The organism is Martelella lutilitoris (genome assembly GCF_016598595.1).
Classification (GTDB): Bacteria; Pseudomonadota; Alphaproteobacteria; order Rhizobiales; family Rhizobiaceae; genus Martelella; species Martelella lutilitoris_A.
Genome location: NZ_CP066786.1, coordinates 2,824,974 through 2,847,047, shown reverse-complemented (window position 1 = coordinate 2,847,047; position 22,074 = coordinate 2,824,974). Strand labels below are relative to the sequence as shown.

The following is a 22,074-nucleotide window of genomic DNA, read 5'->3' as shown; positions in this document are numbered from 1 at the left end:
GGGGCGAGAAGACTTGGGGGCTATACAGCAAGCCATATGCGATAGCTCCGCCCTTAAAGGGGGAAGTCGAACTTTAAGGCTGGACCGTTCATCCTTGGACGCTGAGCCTTTCGGGGTGGGCAAGCTCGAAGGGACCCGGAGCGCCGATTGCGGCCCTCAGGTTCAGTTCGGATCGAAACTCTGGCCGGAAACACAGGCGATTTCGGCGGCATTCGGCTGGGTCGGGAGGAGCGAATAGGCGGTTCGCTGGTCGCGGCTTTCGCAGATCGAACGTTCGATGGTGGAGAAGCCCTTGTCTGCGAGGCAGCGGTTGATGACGCGGTTTCGAAGCTTCTCATTGGTATCGTAGCTGTAGCTGGAGACGGGCGTGGTGTAGCCGCCGACTTCGCCGCAGACGGTTGTGTTGCCATCGGTGTTGCAGTCGATGACGCCGGGCACGCTGTAGCCGCCGGAAACCTCGGTCACCATGTTCTGCGGCACTTCCCTGAGCGCCTGGATGAAGCACTGGTCATAGGCCTGCTGGCGCTCGGCGCGGGTGCTGCCTTCCTTGTAGAGCACGTCGATCGGTCCGGACTGGCAGCCGGCAAGCGCTGCAAGCATGGCGAAAGTTAACATCGTCTTTGATTTCATGTCCTTGCCCCTCAGGGATGCTTCGCGGCTACGATTGCGGCAGGCGGACATCCTGTCAAGCCGGAACAATCTCAGCCGCCCATGATATAGCGCGTGCCGATATCGGTGATGAGAAGCGCGGTGATTGCCGAGGCGATAATGGCCGCAGCCGTGGGCAGCGCCTTCTCGTTCATCAGCAGGTAGACGATGCGGATCTCGATGAGAAAGGCGGCGAGCACGACGGCCTGGAACACGAGCAGCAGTATGCTGCCAAGCGGCTGCAGGCCGGTCGCGATCAGCAGGATCGCGAGCGCGGCGAAGATATTGATCGGCAGGCTCATCCAGTTGGTGGCGACCACGATCTTCAGGAAGGAGCGGGGCATGCCGGAGACCATGCAGACGAGCCCCAGCACCACCAGCGGCCCCATCCATCCGAGCCCCTGGACAAGCGCGCTCCTGAAGATCTCGCGGGCGCCGACGGAAATGGTCCGGGGAACGAGCACGGAGAGGCTGACGAGTTCGCTCGCGACCATGAAGGGGAAGGAAAATGCAAGCGCCCAGAACGAACGCGCAAGTCCGCGCTCGGTGAAATCCAGATAGCGCGTATGGGCGGGGTTGCCCTTGATCAGCAGCCACAGGCCGCGCATGTAGAAGAGGATTTCACCGGGCGTCGGCAAGGGCGAACCACCTTTCGATGAAATGGCTGTAGATCTCGGTCAGCATTTCCAGGTCGGCGACCGGCACATGCTCGTCCACCTTGTGCATGGTCTGGCCGACAAGGCCGAACTCGACCACCGGGCAGTAATTCTTGATGAAGCGCGCATCCGATGTGCCGCCGGTGGTCGAAAGTTTCGGCCGCCTGCCGGTCACCGCCTCGACGGCGGCGGCAAGGCTGCCGGAAAGACGCTCGTTACGGGTGAGAAACACAGGGCTGACGCGGCCCAGCCATTCGAGCGAAAACCGGGCGGGATCGCGTCCGGGCCTCAGCCTCTCGTCGGTGGCCGCGCGGTTTAGCCGGGTTGCAAGCTCGTCCTTCAGCGTCTCCTCGCTCCACAGGTCGTTGAAGCGGATGTTGAAGGTTGCCGAAACGCTTTCGGGAATGACGTTGGTGGCTGCATTGCCGGTGTCGACCGAGGTTACTTCCAGGTTGGACGGCGGGAAGAGGTCTGTGCCGTGGTCGAGCGGCTCGCCCATCAGGGCGTCCAGCATCGCCGTCATGGCGCGAAGCGGATTGTCGGCAAGATGCGGATAGGCGACATGGCCCTGCGTTCCGGTCACCGTCAGCCTGCCGGTCAGCGATCCCCGGCGACCGACCTTGATCATGTCGCCGAGCGCATCGGGATTGGTCGGCTCGCCGACGAGGGCGGCATCCCATTGCTCGCCGCGCGCCTTCGCCCATTGCAGCAGCTTGTCCGTGCCATTGACGCCGGGGCCTTCCTCGTCACCGGTAATCAGCAGCGAGACGGAGCCGGGCAGCGTAAAACCTTTATCCAGGAGCCGGGCAAGCGCCGCAATGAAGCAGGCGATCCCGCCCTTCATGTCCACCGCGCCGCGCCCGAACAGAAGCCCGTCGGCGATCTCGCCGGAAAAGGGCGGATGACGCCAGGAGGCCGCGTTTCCGGGCGGCACCACATCCGTATGGCCGGCAAACATCAGGTGCGGGCCGGAGGTCCCGAGCCGCGCATAGAGGTTTTCCACGTCGGGCGTTCCGTCCGTGTGACCGGTCATCCGCTCGACCGCAAAACCGAGCGGCGTCAGCATCGCCTCCAGGGCCGACAATGCCCCGCCTTCCTCCGGCGTAACCGAAGGGCAGCGGACAAGCGTTTGCAGGACGGAGACGGGATCGGAGAGCTTCATAGGGAAATATCTAGATGTTTTTTCGGCCGTTGCGAGAGCTTGGGAAGCGCCGCCGGGCGTTTTCCGGCAGCGCTTCGTCCTTTTCTGCCGATATCAGTCGCGCAGAAGCTCGTTGATGCCGGTCTTGGAACGGGTGCGCTCGTCGACGCGCTTGACGATGACGGCGCAATAGAGGCCCGGTCCCGGCGCACCGTTGCCCATGGGCTTGGCAGCGGGCAGCGTGCCGGCGACGACGACCGAATAGGGCGGGATTTCGCCATAGGTGATCTCGCCGGTGGCGCGGTCGACGATCTTGGTCGACTTGCCGATATAGACGCCCATGCCGAGAACCGAACCCTCGCGCACGATGCAGCCCTCGACGACTTCCGAGCGCGCGCCGATGAAGCAATTGTCCTCGATGATGGTCGGGCCGGCCTGCATCGGCTCCAGCACGCCGCCAATGCCGACGCCGCCGGAAAGGTGAACATTCTTGCCGATCTGGGCGCAGGAGCCGACGGTGGCCCAGGTGTCGACCATCGCGCCTTCATCGACATAGGCGCCGAGATTGACGAAGGAGGGCATCAGCACCACGCCGGGCGCGATATAGGCCGAGCGGCGCACCACGGCGTTGGGCACGGCGCGGAAGCCGGCGGCGCGGAACTGGTTGTCGCCCCAGCCCGCAAACTTGGAGGGCACCTTGTCCCACCAGGTGGCATCGCCCGGACCGCCCTTGACCACTTCCATATCGTTCAGGCGGAAGGAGAGCAGAACCGCCTTCTTCAGCCATTGGTTGACCTTCCAGGCGCCGTGTTCCTGCCGCTCGGCAACGCGTGCCTCGCCGCTGTCCAGCAGGTTGAGCGCATCCTCGACCGCCTCGCGCACTTCGCCCCTGGTCGAAACGGAGATTTCGGCGCGATTTTCAAATGCGGTCTCGATGGTTTTTTCAAGCGATGCGTGGTCGGTCATGTGGTCGTCCTTGTCAATGTCGCGTCTGATCGGCGCGGAAGAATCCGTCAAGCTCCAAGCTGTCCCACTGCTCTAGGCGAGGCGCGCCAGTGCGTCAATCTTTGCCGACGGCTTTGAGGTTCATCGGCGGAAAACGCAAATGCCCCCGCCGGGAGGCGAGGGCATGCCGATGAAGCGCATCGGGCGCGACCGATGGAGACGGTCTAAAGAGCGTGTGCGGAATGTCTACCAGCGCATCGGGCGATCCGGCAGGTCGTCGACGGTGATCACCATGTCGCCATTGCGGTCCATGCGGGCAAACATCTTCGCGGACAAGGCGGCGAATTCCTGCTGCGAGATCTGGCCGCTGCGGTCGCTGTCGGCGCGGACGAAGAAGACGCGCCGCATGTCGCCGCGATGATGGCCGTTCCATTCGCCCCGGCGGCGCTCGCCATCGGGGCCCATCCGGTGGTAGCCGCCGTCGCGCATCGCCATGTGCGGCTTGAAGCCCTGCCGGTTGTCGTCATCCTGATCCTTGGCCATGGCCGCGCGCTCTTCGCCGCGCGCCTCGGGCCGGGGATTGTTCTTGCGGAATTCGGCGATCTTCGCCTTGCGGTAGTCGGCAAATTCGCCGGGCGTGATCACGCCGTCGCCATTGACGTCGATCGCCGTGAAGCGACCGTCCTGGAAGGCCGCCACCTCTTCCTCGGTGATCTTTCCGTTCTTGTCGGCGTCGGCAGTCTTCAAGAGAAAGATATAGCCGCGTTCGACGGGGGCGGGGCCGCGCATGTCGCGCGCCGCGCCCGGCATGGCGGTCGCGCCGAAGGCCAGTGACGTTGCGAGTGCGGTCAGGGTCAGATGCTTCACGGTCATGGCTCAAATCCTCGTTTTGCCTTGATGACAAAATGAAGGTAGGCGAGCGCCGCCGCCGGGACGACTTAATTATTCGCAAGGTAGCTGAATTATCTGTAATTCATATTCCGTTCACCATGGAAGGCCAGCACGGCGCCGACAAAGCCCGTCAGATCCTCGGTGACATAGTCGATATGGGCCGTTTCGTCGTCCAGTCGTTCGAAGGCCTCGGCGAAGCCGTATTCCAGATTGGGCGGAACGATCAGCACGGTCTTCATGCCGAGCGCCTTCGGCTCCCGCAGATTGCGCGGCAGGTCCTCGAACATGGCGGCATGGTCCGTATCCACGCCGGAGCGACGGAGGAATTTCGCATAGGCATCGGCCTCGGGCTTCGGGGTGAAGCCGGCCGCCACGATGTCGAAGATGTCATCGAAGTGGTCGAGTATGCCAAGCGCCTCGGCGGTCTTTTCCGCATGCGGCACGGAGCCGTTGGTGAAGATGAACTTGCGTCCCGGCAGCGCCTTGATCGCCGCGCCCAGGACCGGGTTCGGCTCGAGCACGGAATAGTCGATCTCGTGCGCCTTTTTAAGAAAGTCGTTGGGGTCGATGTCGTGATTGATCATCAGCCCCTGCAGCGTCGTGCCGTGGTCGCGGTAATAGCTCTTCTGCAGCACGCGCGCTTCGTCTTCCGGCAGCGAAAGAAGCTCCGAAACATAGGCGGTCATGTTGCGATCGACCTGGGCGAAGAGGTCGACATGATGCGGGTAGAGCGTGTTGTCGAGATCGAAGACCCAGTCACGGATCGTCATGAAATCGGCGGCGTCGGGATGTGTTTTCGTCATGGCTCGCTTATGGCAGAGCCGGCGCGGGAAGGAAACTGATTTCCGTCAAGGACGGGCGGCCTGCTTCCGGGTCGGACGAGACTGTGCTAAGCCGAAGCCATGAAAACCGGATCGATCAGCTTTTCGCCTTGCGGCGCGATCATCCTGCAGGACAGAAAGCGCCTGCCGGCCCGGTTTTTCGCGAATTTCTGCAAGACCGCCTGCGGCAGGCTTTAAGCGAGCGTGAACTGAACTCCACCCCTTCGGTTTCCCGCCTCGCAAGGTCTTCATCCCATGGAACTCTGGATCGGCATAACCTTCGCCGCCGCCTTTCTGCAGAACATGCGCTCCACGCTTCAGAAATATCTGAAGGGACGCATGGCGACGCTCGGCTCCACCTTCACCCGTTTCGGCTTCGGCCTGCCCTTTGCCGCGCTCTATTTCGCCTTCCTGGCTTTCGGTCTCGACCGTCCTGTGCCGGCGGCGAACGGCGACTTCGCCTTCTGGGCGCTGATCGGCGCCGTCGGCCAGATCGGCGCCACCTTCCTGCTGGTCTATCTGTTTTCCTTCCGCAATTTCGTGGTCGGAACCGCCTATTCGCGCACCGAGCCGGCGCAGGCGGCCATCCTCGCCTTCATCTTCTTCGGCGCGACCATATCCTTCGCCGCGATTGCCGCCATTCTCATCTCGATTGCCGGCGTCATGCTGATCTCGCTGTCGCGCAACGACATGGGCTTTGGCGGGCTTATTCGCGGGCTTTTGACCCGCACGGCGCTGGTCGGCATCGCATCTGGCACGCTGTTCGGGCTTTCGGCTGTCTCCTATCGCGCGGCCTCTCTGGCGCTCGCGCCAAGCCTGCCGCAGCCCGACGCGATCATGCAGGCCGCCTTCACGCTGGTTATCGTCATCGCCGTGCAGACGGTTGCCATGCTTGTCTACATGCTGGCCTTCGATCGCGCCGAACTGGTAAAGGTCGCAAGGGCCTGGCGACCGGCGCTCGCCGTCGGCTTCGTCGGCGCGACGGCCTCCTTCGGCTGGTTCATCGCCATGACCCTGCAGCAGGCGGCGATCGTCAAGGCGGTGGCGCAGGTGGAGATGCTGTTCTCCTTCGCCACCTCGGTCATCGTCTTCAAGGAGAAGATGACCGGGGCCGAAGCGATTGGTTGCGCGCTCGTCGTCCTCGGCGTGCTGACGCTGCTTCTGGCATAGGTCTGATTGACTCGTCCGCCGCGAGCGGCAAAGGATGGGAGAGGGGACAACCAATCCGAACGGGGACATGAATGACGCAAGCGCCTGAGACGGAAGCGCCGGCCTATCCGGGGCGATGGCTGGCGATGTCTGTGCTGATCGCGGCCGCCTTCATGAACCTCCTCGATGCCACCATCGTCAATGTGGCGCTGCCGGTCATCGGCAAGGATCTCGATGCCCACAGCTCGTCGCTGGAATGGGTCATCGCCGGCTATGTGATGGTCTTCGCGCTGGCGCTGATGCCTTGCGGACGGCTTGGCGACATCATCGGCAAGAAGCGGATGTTCCTGTTCGGCGTGGGGTTCTTCACCCTGGCCTCGGCCTGTTCCGGCGCCGCGCCCAATATCACGGCGCTGGTGGTTGCCCGCCTTTGCCAGGGGCTGGGGGCGGCAATCATGGCGCCGCAGGTCCTGGCGCTGGCGCAGGACATGTTTGCCTCCAGGGAGCGCTCCAGCGCTTTCTCGCTGTTCGGGACAGCAAGCGGCATCGCCATCGTCTCCGGTCCGCTGATCGGCGGCTGGCTGATCGCGATCGACCTTTTCGGGCTTGAATGGCGCTCGATCTTCTACATCAACGTGCCCGTCGGCATTGCCGCCGTCATTGCCGGACGCATTCTCATTCCCGACATTGTATCAAGCGAACGGTCTTCGCTCGATGTCACCGGCGTGCTGATCGTCGCGACCGCCTTCGTGCTGCTGATTTTCCCGCTGGTCGAGGCGCGCCGCTTCGGCTGGCCGCTCTGGTGCTTCGCGATGATCATTGCCGCCTTTCCGACCTTTGCCGCCTTCTATGTCTTCGAGCGGCGACGCGAACGGAGGGGCCTGTCGCAGCTTCTGCCGGTCTCGCTGATGCGCAATCACGGCTATCGCCTCGGCGGCTTCGTCGCGCTGGTGTTCTACTCGACGCCGGCGGGCCTGTTCATGACCTTCGCGCTCTTCCTGCAGCAGGGTTTTGGCTTCACCCCGCTCGAGGCGGGTCTCTCCACCGTCCCCTTTCCGCTCGGCGCCTTCCTCTCCGCCTTCACCAACAGCCGCCTTTCCGACCGTTTCCTCAAGGGGCGTATCCTTGCGGCATCGGCGACGATGGCGGCCGGCTATGTCATGCTGTTCTTCGTCGTCCTCGGGGCGGACCAGCACCTCGCCATCCTCGATTTTGCCCCGCCGCTCTTCATCTGCGGCTTTTCGCTCGGCATGACGGCCTCGCCGCTGTTCCAGACGATCCTTGCTGATGTGCCGGGCCGCGATGCGGGCTCTGCCTCCGGCGCGCTGCAGGCCATCCAGCAGGCGGGCAGCGCGCTCGGCATCGCCATTGCCAGCGCCCTGTTCTTCTCCGTCATCGCGGCACGCCAGCAGGCGGGCGCGGCAACGCCGGATGCCTATGTCGCCGGCTTTTCCGCCGGCATCGGCTACATGATCTTCGCCATGGCGACGGTGTTTGCCGCCGCGCTGTTCATGCCGTCCGTCAAGCCGTCCGGCGAAAAGCCGGCGGCCGAGGGCATGATGCTCGGCTGACGGGCGGGCCCGCCGACAATTGACTTTTCCGCCGTCCTCGCCCAATTGGTGACGGCCCTTCAACCAAGATGCGGAGATCCCATTGGCTTCCAGTCAGACGGAGACCGCGCCGAGCGGCGCGACGACCGAGCAGAACCCGGGCCGCTGGACGGCGCTCGCCGTGCTGCTGTCGGCGGTGTTCATGAACATGCTCGACGTCACCATCGTCAATGTGGCGCTGCCGTCGATCCAGGAGGGGCTGAACGCCTCCAACTCCGCGATTGAATGGATCGTCGCCGGTTATGTGCTGATGTTCGCGCTGGCGCTTCTGCCCTTCGGGCGGCTCGGCGATATTGTCGGCAAGAAGTCCATGTTCATCGCCGGCGTGGCCTGTTTCACGCTCGGCTCCGCCCTTTGCGGGCTTTCGCACACCACGCTGATGCTGGTGCTCGCCCGCCTGTTCCAGGGGTTTTCGGCGGCGATGATGACGCCGCAGGTCCTGGCGCTGACGACGGTGATGTTCGCGCCGCACGAGCGCGCCCGCGCCTTCAGCTTCTTCGGCATGATGGCGGGGATCGCGACCGTCAGCGGGCCGATCATTGGTGGATTTCTCGTCGAGCACAGCCTGTTCGGCCTCGGCTGGCGCGCGATCTTCCTGATCAACCTGCCCATCGGCCTGTTCGCCATCGTCGCCGGCGCGAAGCTCGTGCCGTCAACGCCGCGCCGTGCCGATACCCGCAATGACTATCTCGGCATTCTGCTGATCGCGGTCGCCATGTTCATGCTGATCTTTCCGCTGGTGGAAGGCCGCACCTTCGGCTGGCCGCTCTGGTGCTTTGCCATGATGGCCGCGGCCTTTCCCGTGCTCCTCGCCTTTGTGCTCTGGGAGCGACGGCAGAACGCCCGCAAGAAGCCGCAGCTTCTCTCGTTCCAGCTGATGAAGAACCGCAACTTCATGGTCGGCGGCTCGATGGCGCTGTTCTTCTTCTCCACGCTTCCGGGCTTCTTCCTTTGCCTCGCGATCTTCCTGCAGGTGGGGTTCGGCTTTTCGGCCCTGAAATCGGGCATGACCACGGTGCCTTTTTCGCTCGGCGTGTTCACCGCGTCGCTGATCAGCGGCCGGATCGGCCACACCTACCTGAAGCCGCGGGTGATCTTCGGCATCGCGCTGCTCGGCGTCGGCATGTTCTGGCTCAGGCTCTATGTGCTCGGCGTCGGCGACGAGGTGTCGCGCTGGGCGCTGTTCGCGCCGCTGATCGTCTCCGGTCTCGGCCTCGGCATCGCCATCGCCTCGATCTTCCAGCTTGTCCTGTCGGGCGTGCCGCATGAGGAGGCGGGGTCGGCCTCCGGCGCGCTCCAGGCCGTGCAGCAGCTCGGCGGTGCCTTCGGCATCGCCATCGTCAGCGGCATCTTCTTCGCCCGTCTCGGCATGGCGCTGCAGGCCGGCGCCGACAACCACCCGGCCTATGTCAGCGCCTTCGCCATGGCGCTGATCTATAATCTCGCTGCCTATGTAGGGGTTATAGCGCTCGCGCTTCTGCTGCCTGCCGACCGCAAGCCGGGCGCAGCGGCGCCCGCCGCAGAGGAAAACGCTCCGCACATTGCTTGAGGCAACCTGTGCAGGGCGTCGAAAAGACAAGCGGGAGCGCGCGCCTTACGGCACGATCAGCGTGCCCGCGCCGCCCTTGGTGAGGATTTCGAGCAGGACCGAGTGCTTGACCTTGCCGTTGAGGATGACGACGCCCTCGACGCCGGCCTCGATCGCCTCGATGCAGGTTTCGACCTTGGGGATCATGCCGCCGGAAATCGTGCCGTCGAGGATCAGCTTGCGCGCCTCGGCCACCGACAGTTCCTTGATCAACTCGCCTTGTTTGTCGAGCACGCCGGGGACGTCCGTCAGGAACAGAAGGCGGGTTGCGCGCAGCGCGCCCGCGATCGCGCCGGCAAAGGTATCGGCGTTGATGTTGTAGGTATGGCCGTCATTGCCGGGAGCGACGGGGGCAATCACCGGGATCATCTCGGACTTGGCGAGAAGATCGAGCAGCGTGGTGTCGACCGTGTCGACCTCGCCGACGAAACCGAGATCGAGAATGCGCTCGATGTTGGAATCGGGGTCGATGACGGTCTTCTTCGCCTTCTTCGCGAAGACCATGTTTCCGTCCTTGCCGCAAAGACCGATCGCCCATTCGCCGGTCTGGTTGATCAGCGCCACGATTTCCTTGTTGATCGAACCGGCCAGCACCATCTCGACGATCTCGACTGTGGCCTCATCGGTGACCCTCAGCCCGCCCTCGAACTTCGACTCGATCCCCATGCGCTTCAGCATGTTGCCGATCTGCGGGCCGCCGCCATGGACCACGATCGGGTTGACGCCCGACTGTTTGAGAAGCGCGACGTCGCTGGCGAAGGCCTGGCCGAGTTCCGCATCGCCCATGGCGTGGCCGCCATATTTCACGACGATGGTCTTGTTCTCGTATTTCTGCATATAGGGCAGCGCCTGCACCAGCAGACGTGCCTGAACTTCGCTTTCCGACAATGACATGGAATACCCCGGGGTGCTTTGGTCCTCGCGGCCTTTTAGCGCATCCGCGGGCCATAGTGAATATTGCGGCGGGAAGTAAAACGCAGGTCTCAGCCGGCCACGGTCTGCTGGATCGCCAGCCGGAGATCGTCGAGACCTGCATTTTTCTCCGAGGAGGTCGCGACGATGCCGGGGAAGGCGGCGGGACGCTTGCGGATCTTCTCGGCTGTGGCGGCAAGGAGCTTCTCGACCGCCGGCGGCTTGATCTTGTCGGATTTGGTCAGCACGATCTGGTAGGAAACGGCGGCCTTGTCGAGAAGGTTGAGCACTTCCTCGTCATTCTTCTTGATGCCGTGGCGGGCGTCGATCAGCACATAGACGCGCTTCAGCGTGGCGCGACCGCGCAGATAGTCGAAGACGAGCTTGGTCCACTGGTCGACCTGTTGCTTCGGCGCCTGGGCATAGCCATAGCCGGGCATGTCGACGAGCGCCATCGGCGGCAGGTCCTCGCCTTCGCCGGAATAGCCGTCGGGCACGAAATAGTTGAGCTCCTGGGTGCGGCCCGGCGTATTGGAGGTCCGCGCCAGCCCCTTCTGGGCAAGCAGTGCGTTGATCAGCGACGACTTGCCGACATTGGAGCGCCCGGCGAAGGCGACCTCGGGCGGGCCTTCCGGCGGCAGGAACTTCATCGACGGCACGCCGCGGATGAAGATCCACGGGCGGGCGAACAGGGCGGCGTCTTTGTCGATCGGCTGGGTCATAGCGTTTGTCTACCACGAAAGAAAAAGCCCGGCCAAGCGCCGGGCAGGAGCGTTGCCGGGGCTTTCCGGCAACGCGTTGTCTTGATCGTCATCCCCTTATGCGGGAACGGGCAGGCGACTATTCCGACGGGGCCGGCTTCTTGCGGCGGAACAGGCCCTTCAGATTGTCGAACAGCTCGATCTTGACTCCGTGGCGCTTCATGATGATCGACTGCTGCAGGATCGAGAGCGAGTTGTTCCAGGCATAGTAGATCACCAGGCCGGCCGGGAACTGCGCCAGCATGTAGGTGAAGACCACCGGCATCCAGTTGAAGATCATCGCCTGCGTCTTGTCCGGCGGCGTCGGGTTCATGCGCATCTGCAGCCACATGGTGAAGCCCATGATCAGCGGCCAGGCGCCGATCGCCAGGAAGGCCGGAACGCCCCAGGGCAGCAGGCCGAACAGGTTGAAGACGCTGGTCGGATCGGGCGCGGAAAGGTCCTGGATCCAGCCGAAGAACGGCGCATGGCGCATTTCGATGGTGACGTAGAGCACCTTGTAGAGGGCGAAGAAGATCGGGATCTGCAACAGCACCGGCCAGCAGCCGGCCACGGGATTGATCTTTTCCTTCTTGTACAGCTCCATCATGGCCTTCTGCAGGCCCATGCGGTCGTCGCCATACTGTTCCTTCAGCTCGGTCATCTTCGGCTGCATGCGCTTCATGTTGGCCATGGAGGCATACTGCTTGGAGGCGAGCGGGAAGAACAGAAGCTTGATGATGACGGTCGTGATCAGGATCGCGACGCCGAAATTGCCGACCTGGTGGTAGATGAAATCCATCAGCTGGAACAGCGGCTTGGTGATGAACCACAGCCAGCCCCAGTCGATCATGCGGTCGAACAGGGGAATGTTGTACTGCTTCTGGTACTGGGTCAGGATGTTGGTGACCTTGGCCCCGGCGAAAACCTTGGTCTGCAGCTCGGCCGACTGTCCGGCGGCGATGGTCAGCGGCTGATTGTCGGAATAGTCCGCCTGATAGCGCGCCCGGCCGTCGGTGAAATGCGAGAAACGGACGTCGTAGTTCATGTCGGACTGGGGAATGATCGCCGTGCCCCAGTATTTGTCGGTGACGCCGAACCAGCCGCCGTTCGACCCGGTATAGGTCTCGTTCTCATCGGCCACGTTCTTGTAGGTGTCCTCGGTAATGCCGCCGTCGGGCGTCATCACGCCGAGAAAGCCTTCGTGCAGCACCCAGGCCGACGGTTCGTCGGGCAGGTTGAAGCGGGTGATGCGGCCATAGGGATTGACCGTCACCTGCTTGTCCGAACTGTTGGTCACCGTGTCGTCCATCGTGATCATGTAATCGTCATCGATGGAGATCGTGCGGTTGAAGGTCAGGCCGGACTCATTGGTATAGGACAGCTCGACGGGCGTTGACGGCGTCAGCGTATCGCCCTTTTCAAGCGTCCAGACGGTCTGGGGACCGGGAACCGAACCGGAATTCTCGCCCTGGACAAAGCCAAGCTCGGCGAAATAGCCGTTCTCCGTGTCGGCCGGCGAGAACAGCGTGACAATCGGGCTCGTCGGGTTCACGGTGACGTGGTAGTCCTTGAGCTTGATGTCGTCGATGCGCGCGCCGGCAAGGTTGATGGAGCCGGAAAGCGCCGGCGTGTCGATCTTGACGCGCGGCGCCGTTTCCTGCTGGGCGCCGGCCTGGGAGAACACGGCATCGCCGCTGGCGCCGGTCGCGGAAGAACCGGCAGTGCCGGAGCCGGCGCCATTGTTCGTTGAAACGGTCTGTTCCTGGGCCGCCTGCTGCTGGGCTGCCTGTTCCTGCGCGGCGCGCTGCTCTTCCAGGCGCGGACCCATATACAGGAACTGCCAGGCCAGAACGACCAGGACCGTGAGCGCGATCGCAATGACAGAATTGCGGTTGTTTTCCATCTTATCTTCCTGGTGCGGACGCCTTGCGGCTCCGTCCGGTTCGGGGCGATTTCGAAATCCGTGATTCCAGCTCATCTGCGAGCATCGCGAAAGAGACGTCGAGCACCTCCCGACGGCCCACAACGACATAATCGCAACCGGGTTGCATTGCAAATGCGCCTTTGAGGCGCACAGCCTCTTTCAGCCGGCGGCGCATCCTGTTGCGCTCGACGGCGTTTCCCTGCCGCTTGGTCACAGTAAAACCGACGCGGGGCCCTTCCAGGGGCTCGCGCCGGTCAAGTACTTCCAGCAGAAACAGCGGGCCTTTCCGCCGTTCGCCTTTCTGGACGGCCAGAAATTGCGGGCGGGTCTTGAGCCGCCCGACAACCATCTCGGCATTGTCGTCCGGTCCGGCCATCGGGGCTTTCAGCCCTTAAGCCGAAAGACGCTTGCGACCGCGCGCGCGGCGGGCCTGGAGGACCTTGCGGCCGCCCTTGGTGGCCATGCGGGCACGGAAGCCGTGACGGCGTTTGCGAACAAGCTTGGAAGGCTGATAGGTACGCTTGGTAGACATTTGTTTAAATACCGCGGTGTGCGGCCCTTCTTGGTGAACTGCCGGAGCAGTTGAAGCGTGTGGATGATGTTGCCGGCATGAACGCCGCCTGGTGAGGCGGGCCAAGGCTTCCGGAAACTGCGCGGCTTATAAGGGAAAGGGTCGCAAATTGTCAATCATGCCGGGCGGGAGACTTTGCAAGTGCCTCAAATATGGCGGTTTTGTCCTGTCGGGGATTGGTCTATGATCTCTCAACCTATCCAACCGGAGACATGCGATGCTGAGGGCGAGTTCCCGGAAGACGCAGGACGCGCCTGACGACGCGGTCGCCGTTCCCGGTTTTCTGTCGGGCCTGTCGGGCCGCATTCTGGCGCTGACGGTCGTGATCATCATGTCCGCCGAAGTCGTCTTTTTCGTGCCCTCGCTGGCCAGCATGCGGCTGAGATGGCTGGACGACCGGCTGAGCACCGCCGCCGCCGCCGCGACCGTGATCGACGGGTTGCAGCCGCAGGTCCTGCCGCGCGCGCTGCAGGACGAGACGCTGATGGCGACCGGCACCAAGGCGATCGTGCTCAGGAAAGACGGCGCCTCGCAGCTTCTTGCCATCACCGACATGCCGCCGGAAATCGCCAAGACCTACGACCTGACCGATGTCGGCCCGGTCGATGCCGTGGTCGATGCCTTCGACGAACTGCTGTTCGGCGGCGACCGCGCCATTCGCGTCTTCGGCCATATCGGCGAAAGCGACGCGATCATCGAACTGGTGATCTCGGATGACGAGCTTCGCCATGCGCTTCTCGTCTATGCCCGCAACATCTTCCTCCTGAGCATTCTCCTGTCGACCTTCACGGCGATGCTGATCTTCTTCCGGCTGAACGCCATCCTGGTGCGGCCGCTCCGGCGCCAGATCGCCAACATGCAGGCCTTTTCCGATCATCCGGATCTGCCGGAAAGCGTCTATCGCCCGGAAGAGACCACGGATGAACTGGGCATCGCCGGCCGCCATCTCGCGTCTATGCAGAGCGAGCTGCAGAAGACGCTGCGCCAGCAGAAGCGCCTGGCCGAACTCGGTCTGGCCGTGTCCAAGATCAACCACGACATGCGCAACATCCTGGCCTCTGCCCAGCTGATGTCGGACCGGATCGCGGGGACCGATGATCCGGTGGTCCGCCGCGTCGCGCCGAAGCTGCTGCGCGCCATCGACCGGGCGGCGGCCTATTCCCGCTCGGTGCTGAGCTATGGCCAGGTCTCCGAAGCCGAGCCAAAACGGCAGATGGTGGGGCTGTTCGAGCTGATCAACGACGTGCACGACTATCTGGAGCTTTCCGCTGAGCAGCCGATCGACTGGATCAACCGCGTGCCGGAGGATCTGAAGGTCGATGCCGATCCCGAGCAGCTGTTCCGGGTGGTCTTCAACCTCTGCCGCAACAGCGTCCAGGCGCTGACGCAGCAGGCCGAGGAGAAGCGCGACACGCTCAATTGCCTGATCGTCTCCGCCCAGCGCCACGGCAGCGTCGTCTCTCTGTCCGTCGATGATACCGGCCCCGGCATGCCGCGAAAGGCGCGCGAAAACCTGTTCGCCGCCTTCAGGGGCGGCGTGCGCAGCGGCGGCACGGGGCTCGGCCTCGCGATCGCCCGCGAACTGGTGCTCGCCCATGGCGGCACGATCGCGCTGGTGGAAAAGGCGGGGCAGGGCACCCTGTTCCGCATCGAGATTCCCGACCGCCCGGTGGCGCTTGAAAACTGGCGCAGCGAGACCGGCGCCTGAGCCGCCCGGCGTCTCTCCGGGGCGCTTTGCCTCTCTCGTTCCGGGTGTCGAGATGTGCATTATGCAGTTGATTTTATAAGAGAATTAATGCGTCAGACCTTGACGTCCGGACATCGCCGCAGGACCGCAACCGGTCGGCCCCGCGCGTGTTTCAGAAAAATGACAGGTTTTTTCCGGAAACCGCTTGCATTCCAAATCCGAAGGCTCTAGAAGCCCTCTCGCACGCCGCAGACAAGACGCGGCGCATCGCAAGGCAAGCGCTCGTAGCTCAGCTGGATAGAGCACCAGACTACGAATCTGGGGGTCGGGAGTTCGAATCTTCCCGAGCGCGCCATTTTTACCGACATGACTTTCCCTTGATCTGCGTGATCTGTTTCATGGCTCGCACGGATTCGGCGATCGTGCCGCTTGCCTCTGCCCGTGCAGTATCGGCGAGGGACGTTGCGCGCGCCCATTGTTTCCAGGCCCTGCTGTCTGCGGGGCGGGGCAGACTGCGTTGCTTCCGGCTTCTTGATATGCGTCAACTTGTAGCGGGGCGTCGGCTTGATTGAGCCGGGCTGACGGCATAGTCGGGGCGGGCGATGGCGTGTCCCGGGAAAAGCCCGTTTCACGCCGTCGCCAGACGAGAGCGCTTGCAGAAAAAGTGGAGACCGGATTTCCCACCGGAGGCGCGGAAAAACAAAAGGTCAGAGCGTATTCGCGATTCGGGGAAACGCGGACATGCTCCGGGAGACAATCCGTCACCGCCGCGCCGAGGCTGCCCATCGTCTCGAGGCGACGCCGCGAAAACAGCAGCAATGGAGAGTGGAAACGATGAACTGGGTTCCCGTGGTCCTCGGTCTTTTCAAGCTTGGCGTGCTGGGCACGGCCATGTTCTTCGCCATCAAGTCGCATTACGACGGCGAAAAGGAGCAGAAGAGAGCGCGCGAGGCCGACGAACAGCAAACGCTCGCCGAGCGTGCTGCCGGTGCCCCGAAGCCGGAATGACAGCTTTTTGGTGGAAACAGAGCGATCCTGACTGTTCACGCTTCGCCGAGAACGCAGCCGGTTCGATCCGGGCGGCGTCGTTTCCCGGAAAGCACGATGGGTCGATTCAATAAGCCAGAGCGTTCTTTGTGCATCCGAATGGACGCACGGCGCTCTATCGCGCCAGCGTCTGGCCGGCGCGCGACCCGCGTTCTTCCAGCGTCTTGACGAGAACGGCATAGGCGCTGTCTATGTCCTCCCGAAGGGCCGACACCGCGCCCTCTGCATCGCCCGCGCAGATCCGTTCGTAAAGCGCGCGGTGCTGCCGGTTTGACGCCTTGTAGTGGCCGTGCCGCTGCAACAGGTGGAATTGCGGGTTGATCCTCAGCCAGAGCGTGCCGATGATCTCGAGCATGAGAGCAGAACCCGCCTGCGCGTAGATGGCGAAGTGGAATTCGTAATTGCGGTGGATGAAGTCCCGCACCTGCCCCCTGGCTTCCGCGTCTTCCATCCGTTCCAGCAGCTCCTCGAGCCGCTTCTCGAACGCCGCAGACCGGTTCGCGACCGCCCAGGTGACGGCCGAGGCCTCGATCTCGGAGCGGACCCTGCGCAGGTCCTCCAGCTGCGCCGCTCCGAGCACGGGCACGCCGATGGAACGGCCGGAAACCACCGTCAGCGCGCCGAGCGCCATCAGCCGTGAAATCGCCTCGCGCACGGGCATCGGGCTGACGTTCAGGGCCTTGGCGATGCTCGCCACGGTGACCGATTCCCCAGGCGCGATCTCTCCCTGGAGAATGAGGTCGCACAGGCGCTGGTGCACCAGGGCCTGAAGCGTCTCCTTTTTCAACGGCGTCACGTTCTCGAGCATGGCGAAATCCTCTTGTTCCGCTGACAAAGCTACGAAATTTCACGTCAAAGAGAAAGATGTTTTGACTTTTGATCAAAGATATTTAATCTTGAGTCCTGTCGGGCGATCGGGAGAGTCGCCCACCAAGGGAGGAAGCTATGATTGGACGTATACTTGCGGGCGCAGCCTGCGCCGTCGGCCTTGCGGGAACCGTGCAGGCGCAGGGTTCGGAGCCCTACGACATCTACCTGTCGATGAGCTATATCGGCAATGACTGGCAGGCCGAAGCCTCGAACATGATCAAGGCGCTGGCCGCCTCGGAAGACTACAGGGACCGCGTGAACCTCGAGGTGCAGGTGGCGGGCCCCAATGCCCAGCGTCAGATCCAGCAGATCAATGCCATGGTGCAGGCCGGCGCCGATGCGATCGTTGTCTACCCGATCTCGCCCACGGCGCTGAACAGCGTGGTGCGCAGCGCCTGCTCGCGCGGCGTGACGATCATCGCCTATGACGCCGAGATCACCGAGCCCTGCGCCTATAACGTCACCATCGACCAGGCGGAAGCCGGTCGCAAGACGGCCGAATGGCTTGTCGAGGCGATGGGCGGCGAGGGCGATGTGGTGATGGTCACGGGGGTTCCCGGAACCTCGGTCGACACGGCCAGGACCGCGGCGGCCAAGGCCGTCTTTGCCGAACACGCGGGCATCAATATCGTCGGCGAGGCGGTCGGCATGTGGAGCCAGGCGGTGGCGCGGACCGAGCTCAACAAGCTGATGGCGACCCGCGACTGGTCGGAGATCGACGGCCTGTGGATGCAGGTCGGCTGCTACACCGCCAACGCCATGCAGCTCGAGGCGGGCCAGGCGCCCGAAGACCTGCTGCCCTGCGCCGGCGAAGGCTCGAACGGCGGGCGCATCCAGATGCTGCCGGCCGACAGCGCGGTCGAAGGCGCCGCGGCCCCCTATGCGCCCATGGGCGCGGCGCGGATTTCCTACGCCTCTCCGCCCTATTCCGGCGCGCTGGCACTGAAGCTCGCGGTCGACAAGCTCGATGGGGCCGAAATCCCGCAGCACACCACCCTGCCGCTGCCGCTGGTCACCAACGAGACGGTTGAGCTGTGTGAAACCGGGAGCTGGGATGAACAGAAGGCCGGCTGCAACGTCTTCCAGCCGGGGCTCGTCTCAAACCCGGGCTGGTTCGCGTCGATCTTCTCGGAAGAACTGCCGCAACTCGGGCTGAACGCGGCCCTTGTCGGTCAGCCCGAGCGCTGATCCAGCGTTCCGATCCGGCGGCCGGGCGTCGCCGGACCCTTCCACGGAATTTTCGAGGACGCCATGTCATCCGCACCCGCCGTCGCGGTCTCGGGCCTGACCAAGGCCTACGGACCAACTGTGGCCAATGACCAGGTCGCGTTTTCCGTCGCTCCCGGACGCGTCCACGCGCTTTTGGGAGAGAACGGCGCGGGCAAATCGACCACGATGAAGCTGCTGTCGGGCCTTGTGCGGCCCGATGCCGGCGACATTCGCATCGACGGGCGGCAGGTCGCGTTGCGCTCGCCGCGCGACGCCCATGCGGCGGGCGTGCAGACCGCCTTCCAGGAACTGACCCTCGTGCCAGACCTGACGGTGCTCGACAACATGCTGCTGCCGCGCGCGCCATGGACGCCGCTCGCAACGCTGAACCGCGGGCGCACCCGTCGCGCCGTAACCGCCCATTTCGACGCGCTCGACCTTCCCGTCGACCTTGATGCTCTGGCCGGCGAACTGACGCTCGCATCGCGCCAGAAGATCGAGATTGCCCGCGCGCTCTATCGCAAGCCGCGCATCCTGTTGCTGGACGAGCCGACCTCGGCCCTTTCCGGCGGCGACGTGGACTGGCTCGGACGGATCATCGCCGATGCGGCGGCGCGGGGGATCACCGTCCTGTTCATCTCGCACCGCATGCCCGAGGTGCGCGCCTTCTGCGACACGCTGACCATCCTGCGCAACGGGCGCTCGGTGCATTCGGCGAAAGTAGCCGACGTCACCGATGCCGAAGTGGTGGAGATGATCATCGGACGCTCGGTGGAGAACGCCTTCCCGCCGCCGCGCGCCCCGCGCGACAGGCATGGTGAAACACCGGTGCTGGCGACGCGCGCCCTGTCGGCCGGGCCAAAGCTGAAGGAGGCCGACATCGCGCTGCACCGGGGTGAGATCCTCGGCATTGCCGGGCTGCAGGGCATGGGCCAGGAGGCGCTGTTTTCGGCGCTGTTCGGCCAGGAACACCTGCATGCGGGCCATATCGAACTGGATGGCGCGCCGCTGCACCTGCGCTCGCCCGCCGACGCGCTGCAGTCTTCCGTCGCCATCGGTCTGGTGCCCGAGGAACGCAAGACGCAGGGCCTGTTCCTCAAGCTGCCGGGGCGGCAGAATGTCAGCCTGCCGGTGCTGTCGCGGTTTTGCCGCGGTCCGTTGCTGGATGACGCCGCAGAGGCGCGCGCCGCTGCCGGCGCCTTCGCCGCCGTCGAGGTCGATGAACGCGCGCATTACCTGCCCGCCGGCGCGTTTTCGGGCGGCAACCAGCAGAAGATCGTGCTGGCGAAGTGGCTGGTGGCGCAAAGCCGCATCCTGCTGCTCTTCGACCCCACGCGCGGCATCGATGTCGGCACCAAGGAACAGCTCTACGCGCTTCTGCGCGCCTATTCGGATGCGGGCGGTTCGGTGCTGCTGCATTCGACCGAAATTCCCGAACTGGTGCATCTGTGCGACCGCGTCGGGGTGCTTTACGAGGGCCGCGTGAGCCGCTGGCTCGAAGGCGGCGCCCTGACCGAGAACGCCATCATGGAAGCGACGCTCGGGGGCAGCGATCCGCTTCACGGTTCGAAGCCCTCCGACCGGCGGGAGAACCCGGCATGACCGATCAGCCCATTTCCTTTGCCCCGCGCGCCGCCCGGCTGCCGGGCCTGCGCAGCCTCAAACGGGCCCAGGCGGTGATTGTCGCCGCCCTGGTGTTTGCCGGGCTGATGCTGCTCAACAGCTTTCTCAGCCCGTACCCGCTGAGCTATTTCGACATTTCCTTTCTGGCAAGCGGCGGAGCCACCACGGCCATTGCTGCCGCCGGGCAGACGCTGGTGATCCTTTCCGGTGGCTTCGACCTTTCGGCAGGCGCCGTGGTGTCGCTGGTCAACGCGGTGCTCGCGACGTCGATGGATCCGGCGAACATGGAGGCCTCCGTGCCGCTCTGGACGGCCATCGGCATCGCGATCGGCATGGGCGTCGGCGCGGTGAACGGGTTTTTCGTCGCGGTGATGCGGCTCCAGCCGATCGTGGTGACGCTGGCGGTCATGTTCATCGTCCAGGGACTGACCCTTCTGGTGATGGCGACACCCGGCGGCTTCGTTGCGCCGTCGCTCGCTTCGGTCTATCTCGGCGACACCCTGCCGGGCCTGCTGCCCGCGCCGCTGACCCTGCTCGGCGTTCTGGTTCTGGCTTGGCTCTGGCTCAAGCGCACCGCCTTCGGCGTGACGCTTTATGCGGTGGGAAGCGATCCCGAGGCCGCCCGTGCGACGGGGCTTCACACCCGCGCCGTCACCTTCTTCACCTACATGCTCGCAGGCGGGCTCTACGGTCTGGCCGGCGTGTTCGTCAGCGCCCAGACCGGCAGCGGCGATCCGCTGGCGGGCAACGCACTGCTGCTGCCGACCTTTGCCGCCGTCGTCATCGGCGGCACCCGGCTCGGCGGCGGCAAGGGCGGCATACCCGGCACGATTTTCGGGGCCTATATCCTGATGATCGTGGTGAACCTTCTGCTGTCACTCAATGTCTCGGCCTATTACGCCACGATTGCGGAAAGCGCCGTGCTGTTGATCGCGGTTCTGGCCGGTTCAATGAGCAAGGACAGCCCGCTGTCGCAGCGCTTGCGCGAGCTGAAGGACGCGCTCGCCGCCCGCCGCAAGGGCTGGCTGGTGTCGCAACGGCCGAAGGCGGATCGCAGGCTCGCCTTCACTGAGCCTGCAGACGCCGCGCTCAAGCTGAGCTTCATGCAACGCCACGGCGCGACGCTGCGGCATGCGCTCCCCGCCTGGCTCTGCCTCGTCCTGGTGCTGGTCGCGACGCATCTGGTTCTCGGAGGCGTGTTCACCGGATGGCGCTACTGGGACTCGCTGCTGGTGCTTTCAAGCTTCCTCGCCATCCTGGCGCTGGGCCAGGGCGCGGTGATCCTGACCGGCGGGCTCGACCTGTCGCTGCCATGGTGCATCGCGCTGTCGGGCGTGCTGATGACGGGTCTGGTCGGCGGTCAGGACGCTGGCCTTCTGGTCGCACTGCCGGTGGTGTTCGCGGTGGCGGCGCTGATCGGGCTGGCGAACGGGCTTGGCGTGGTGGCGCTCGGGTTGTCCCCGATCGTGGTGACGCTGGCGATGAACGGCATTCTGCAGGGCGCGGCGCTGATCTGGTCCGGCGGCACGCCGGCGGGTTTTGCCCCGCCTGCGCTGCGCTGGCTGATGACCGGCAAGGTGCTCGGCGTGACCCCGGTCATCCTGTTCATGATCGCCTTTGCCGCCGCGGCGATCCTGCTTCTCGGGCGCACGGTATTCGGCCGGCGCGTCTACGCCGTCGGCAACAGCGCGCTCGCCGCGCGTCTCTCGGGCGTCAGCACCGGGCGGGTGATCGTCTCGGTCTATATCCTCTCGGCGCTCTGCGCCGCGCTGGTGGGCGTCCTGCTCGCCGGGTTCTCCGGACAGGCGAGCCTCGGCATGGGCGACGACTACCTGCTGCCCTCGATCGCCGTGGTGGTGGTCGGCGGCGCGCTGATCACCGGCGGGCGCGGGCACTATGCCGGCATGCTGGGCGGCGCGCTGCTGCTCACCGCGATGCAGACACTGCTTGCGGGCACTTCGCTGCCCTTTGCCTTCCGATCCGTGTTCTTCGGCCTCGTCATCCTGATGGCCGTTATCGCCCTGCGCGAATGAAGGAGA

At 64.3% G+C, this 22,074-nt stretch carries 20 protein-coding genes and 1 tRNA gene; 9 read left to right on the top strand and 12 right to left on the bottom strand.

What is annotated here, in order from left to right:
* Positions 1-162: 162 nt before the first annotated feature.
* The 6 genes from JET14_RS13700 to JET14_RS13675 all read right to left on the bottom strand — a co-directional run bounded on the left by JET14_RS13700 (position 163) and on the right by JET14_RS13675 (position 5,084).
* The gene (locus tag JET14_RS13700; RefSeq protein WP_200334241.1) at positions 163-630 is read right to left on the bottom strand and encodes a hypothetical protein; all 468 of its coding nucleotides are present in this window, start codon (positions 628-630) and stop codon (positions 163-165) included.
* Between the two features lie 71 nt (positions 631-701).
* Entirely contained in the window at positions 702-1,286 is a 585-nt protein-coding gene (locus JET14_RS13695; RefSeq protein WP_200334239.1) for a hypothetical protein, read from the bottom strand.
* On the bottom strand, positions 1,270-2,466 hold the full coding sequence (gene dapE / locus JET14_RS13690; protein WP_200334237.1) for a succinyl-diaminopimelate desuccinylase: 1,197 nt from the start codon (positions 2,464-2,466) through the stop codon (positions 1,270-1,272). Before dapE ends, JET14_RS13695 begins: the two co-directional genes overlap by 17 nt.
* 93 nt (positions 2,467-2,559) lie before the next feature.
* Positions 2,560-3,411: a 2,3,4,5-tetrahydropyridine-2,6-dicarboxylate N-succinyltransferase gene (gene dapD, locus JET14_RS13685; protein ID WP_200334235.1), complete on the bottom strand. Its 852-nt coding sequence runs from the start codon at positions 3,409-3,411 to the stop codon at positions 2,560-2,562.
* A gap of 225 nt (positions 3,412-3,636) precedes the next feature.
* Positions 3,637-4,263, bottom strand: coding sequence for a hypothetical protein (locus JET14_RS13680; RefSeq protein WP_200334233.1), 627 nt, complete (start codon positions 4,261-4,263; stop codon positions 3,637-3,639).
* 89 nt (positions 4,264-4,352) lie between these two features.
* On the bottom strand, positions 4,353-5,084 hold the full coding sequence (locus JET14_RS13675) for a pyrimidine 5'-nucleotidase (RefSeq protein WP_200334231.1): 732 nt from the start codon (positions 5,082-5,084) through the stop codon (positions 4,353-4,355).
* 273 nt (positions 5,085-5,357) lie between these two features.
* Between JET14_RS13675 and JET14_RS13670 the strand changes: the two genes are divergently transcribed.
* From JET14_RS13670 to JET14_RS13660, 3 genes are all read left to right on the top strand, one after another.
* Positions 5,358-6,272, top strand: a complete 915-nt coding sequence (locus tag JET14_RS13670) for an EamA family transporter (protein WP_200334229.1) — start codon at positions 5,358-5,360, stop codon at positions 6,270-6,272.
* A gap of 71 nt (positions 6,273-6,343) precedes the next feature.
* A complete protein-coding gene (locus JET14_RS13665; protein ID WP_200334227.1) occupies positions 6,344-7,822 on the top strand; it encodes an MFS transporter in 1,479 nt (492 codons plus the stop codon).
* Between the two features lie 82 nt (positions 7,823-7,904).
* Positions 7,905-9,410: an MFS transporter gene (locus JET14_RS13660; RefSeq protein ID WP_246750315.1), complete on the top strand. Its 1,506-nt coding sequence runs from the start codon at positions 7,905-7,907 to the stop codon at positions 9,408-9,410.
* Between the two features lie 45 nt (positions 9,411-9,455).
* Here JET14_RS13660 and argB read toward each other — a convergent pair whose 3' ends face one another.
* The 5 genes from argB to rpmH all read right to left on the bottom strand — a co-directional run bounded on the left by argB (position 9,456) and on the right by rpmH (position 13,560).
* Positions 9,456-10,343, bottom strand: coding sequence for an acetylglutamate kinase (argB, locus tag JET14_RS13655; protein WP_024708322.1), 888 nt, complete (start codon positions 10,341-10,343; stop codon positions 9,456-9,458).
* An 89-nt stretch (positions 10,344-10,432) separates the two neighbouring features.
* On the bottom strand, positions 10,433-11,083 hold the full coding sequence (yihA, locus tag JET14_RS13650) for a ribosome biogenesis GTP-binding protein YihA/YsxC (RefSeq protein WP_200334225.1): 651 nt from the start codon (positions 11,081-11,083) through the stop codon (positions 10,433-10,435).
* A gap of 118 nt (positions 11,084-11,201) precedes the next feature.
* Entirely contained in the window at positions 11,202-13,007 is a 1,806-nt protein-coding gene (gene yidC / locus JET14_RS13645) for a membrane protein insertase YidC (protein WP_200334223.1), read from the bottom strand.
* Between the two features lies 1 nt (position 13,008).
* The gene (gene rnpA, locus JET14_RS13640; RefSeq protein ID WP_024708325.1) at positions 13,009-13,404 is read right to left on the bottom strand and encodes a ribonuclease P protein component; all 396 of its coding nucleotides are present in this window, start codon (positions 13,402-13,404) and stop codon (positions 13,009-13,011) included.
* A gap of 15 nt (positions 13,405-13,419) precedes the next feature.
* Positions 13,420-13,560 carry a 50S ribosomal protein L34 gene (gene rpmH / locus JET14_RS13635; RefSeq protein WP_024708326.1) on the bottom strand — a complete coding sequence of 47 codons (141 nt, stop codon included), beginning with the start codon at positions 13,558-13,560 and terminating at the stop codon, positions 13,420-13,422.
* Between the two features lie 256 nt (positions 13,561-13,816).
* Between rpmH and JET14_RS13630 the strand changes: the two genes are divergently transcribed.
* From JET14_RS13630 to JET14_RS13620, 3 genes are all read left to right on the top strand, one after another.
* The gene (locus JET14_RS13630) at positions 13,817-15,307 is read left to right on the top strand and encodes a sensor histidine kinase (RefSeq protein ID WP_200334221.1); all 1,491 of its coding nucleotides are present in this window, start codon (positions 13,817-13,819) and stop codon (positions 15,305-15,307) included.
* Positions 15,308-15,564: 257 nt separating this feature from the next.
* A tRNA-Arg gene (locus tag JET14_RS13625) sits at positions 15,565-15,641 on the top strand.
* A 386-nt stretch (positions 15,642-16,027) separates the two neighbouring features.
* On the top strand, positions 16,028-16,294 hold the full coding sequence (locus tag JET14_RS13620; RefSeq protein ID WP_200338196.1) for a hypothetical protein: 267 nt from the start codon (positions 16,028-16,030) through the stop codon (positions 16,292-16,294).
* A 154-nt stretch (positions 16,295-16,448) separates the two neighbouring features.
* Here JET14_RS13620 and JET14_RS13615 read toward each other — a convergent pair whose 3' ends face one another.
* On the bottom strand, positions 16,449-17,141 hold the full coding sequence (locus JET14_RS13615; protein WP_200334219.1) for a GntR family transcriptional regulator: 693 nt from the start codon (positions 17,139-17,141) through the stop codon (positions 16,449-16,451).
* A 137-nt stretch (positions 17,142-17,278) separates the two neighbouring features.
* Here JET14_RS13615 and JET14_RS13610 point away from each other — a divergent pair, with 137 nt between their 5' ends.
* The 3 genes from JET14_RS13610 (at position 17,279) to JET14_RS13600 (ending at position 22,068) form a co-directional block, all read left to right on the top strand.
* Positions 17,279-18,391, top strand: coding sequence for a sugar ABC transporter substrate-binding protein (locus tag JET14_RS13610; RefSeq protein ID WP_200334217.1), 1,113 nt, complete (start codon positions 17,279-17,281; stop codon positions 18,389-18,391).
* 63 nt (positions 18,392-18,454) lie between these two features.
* Positions 18,455-20,014 carry a sugar ABC transporter ATP-binding protein gene (locus tag JET14_RS13605; protein ID WP_200334215.1) on the top strand — a complete coding sequence of 520 codons (1,560 nt, stop codon included), beginning with the start codon at positions 18,455-18,457 and terminating at the stop codon, positions 20,012-20,014.
* Entirely contained in the window at positions 20,011-22,068 is a 2,058-nt protein-coding gene (locus JET14_RS13600; protein ID WP_200334213.1) for an ABC transporter permease, read from the top strand. The genes JET14_RS13605 and JET14_RS13600 overlap by 4 nt, the downstream gene beginning before the upstream one ends.
* The last annotated feature ends 6 nt before the right edge of the window (positions 22,069-22,074 follow it).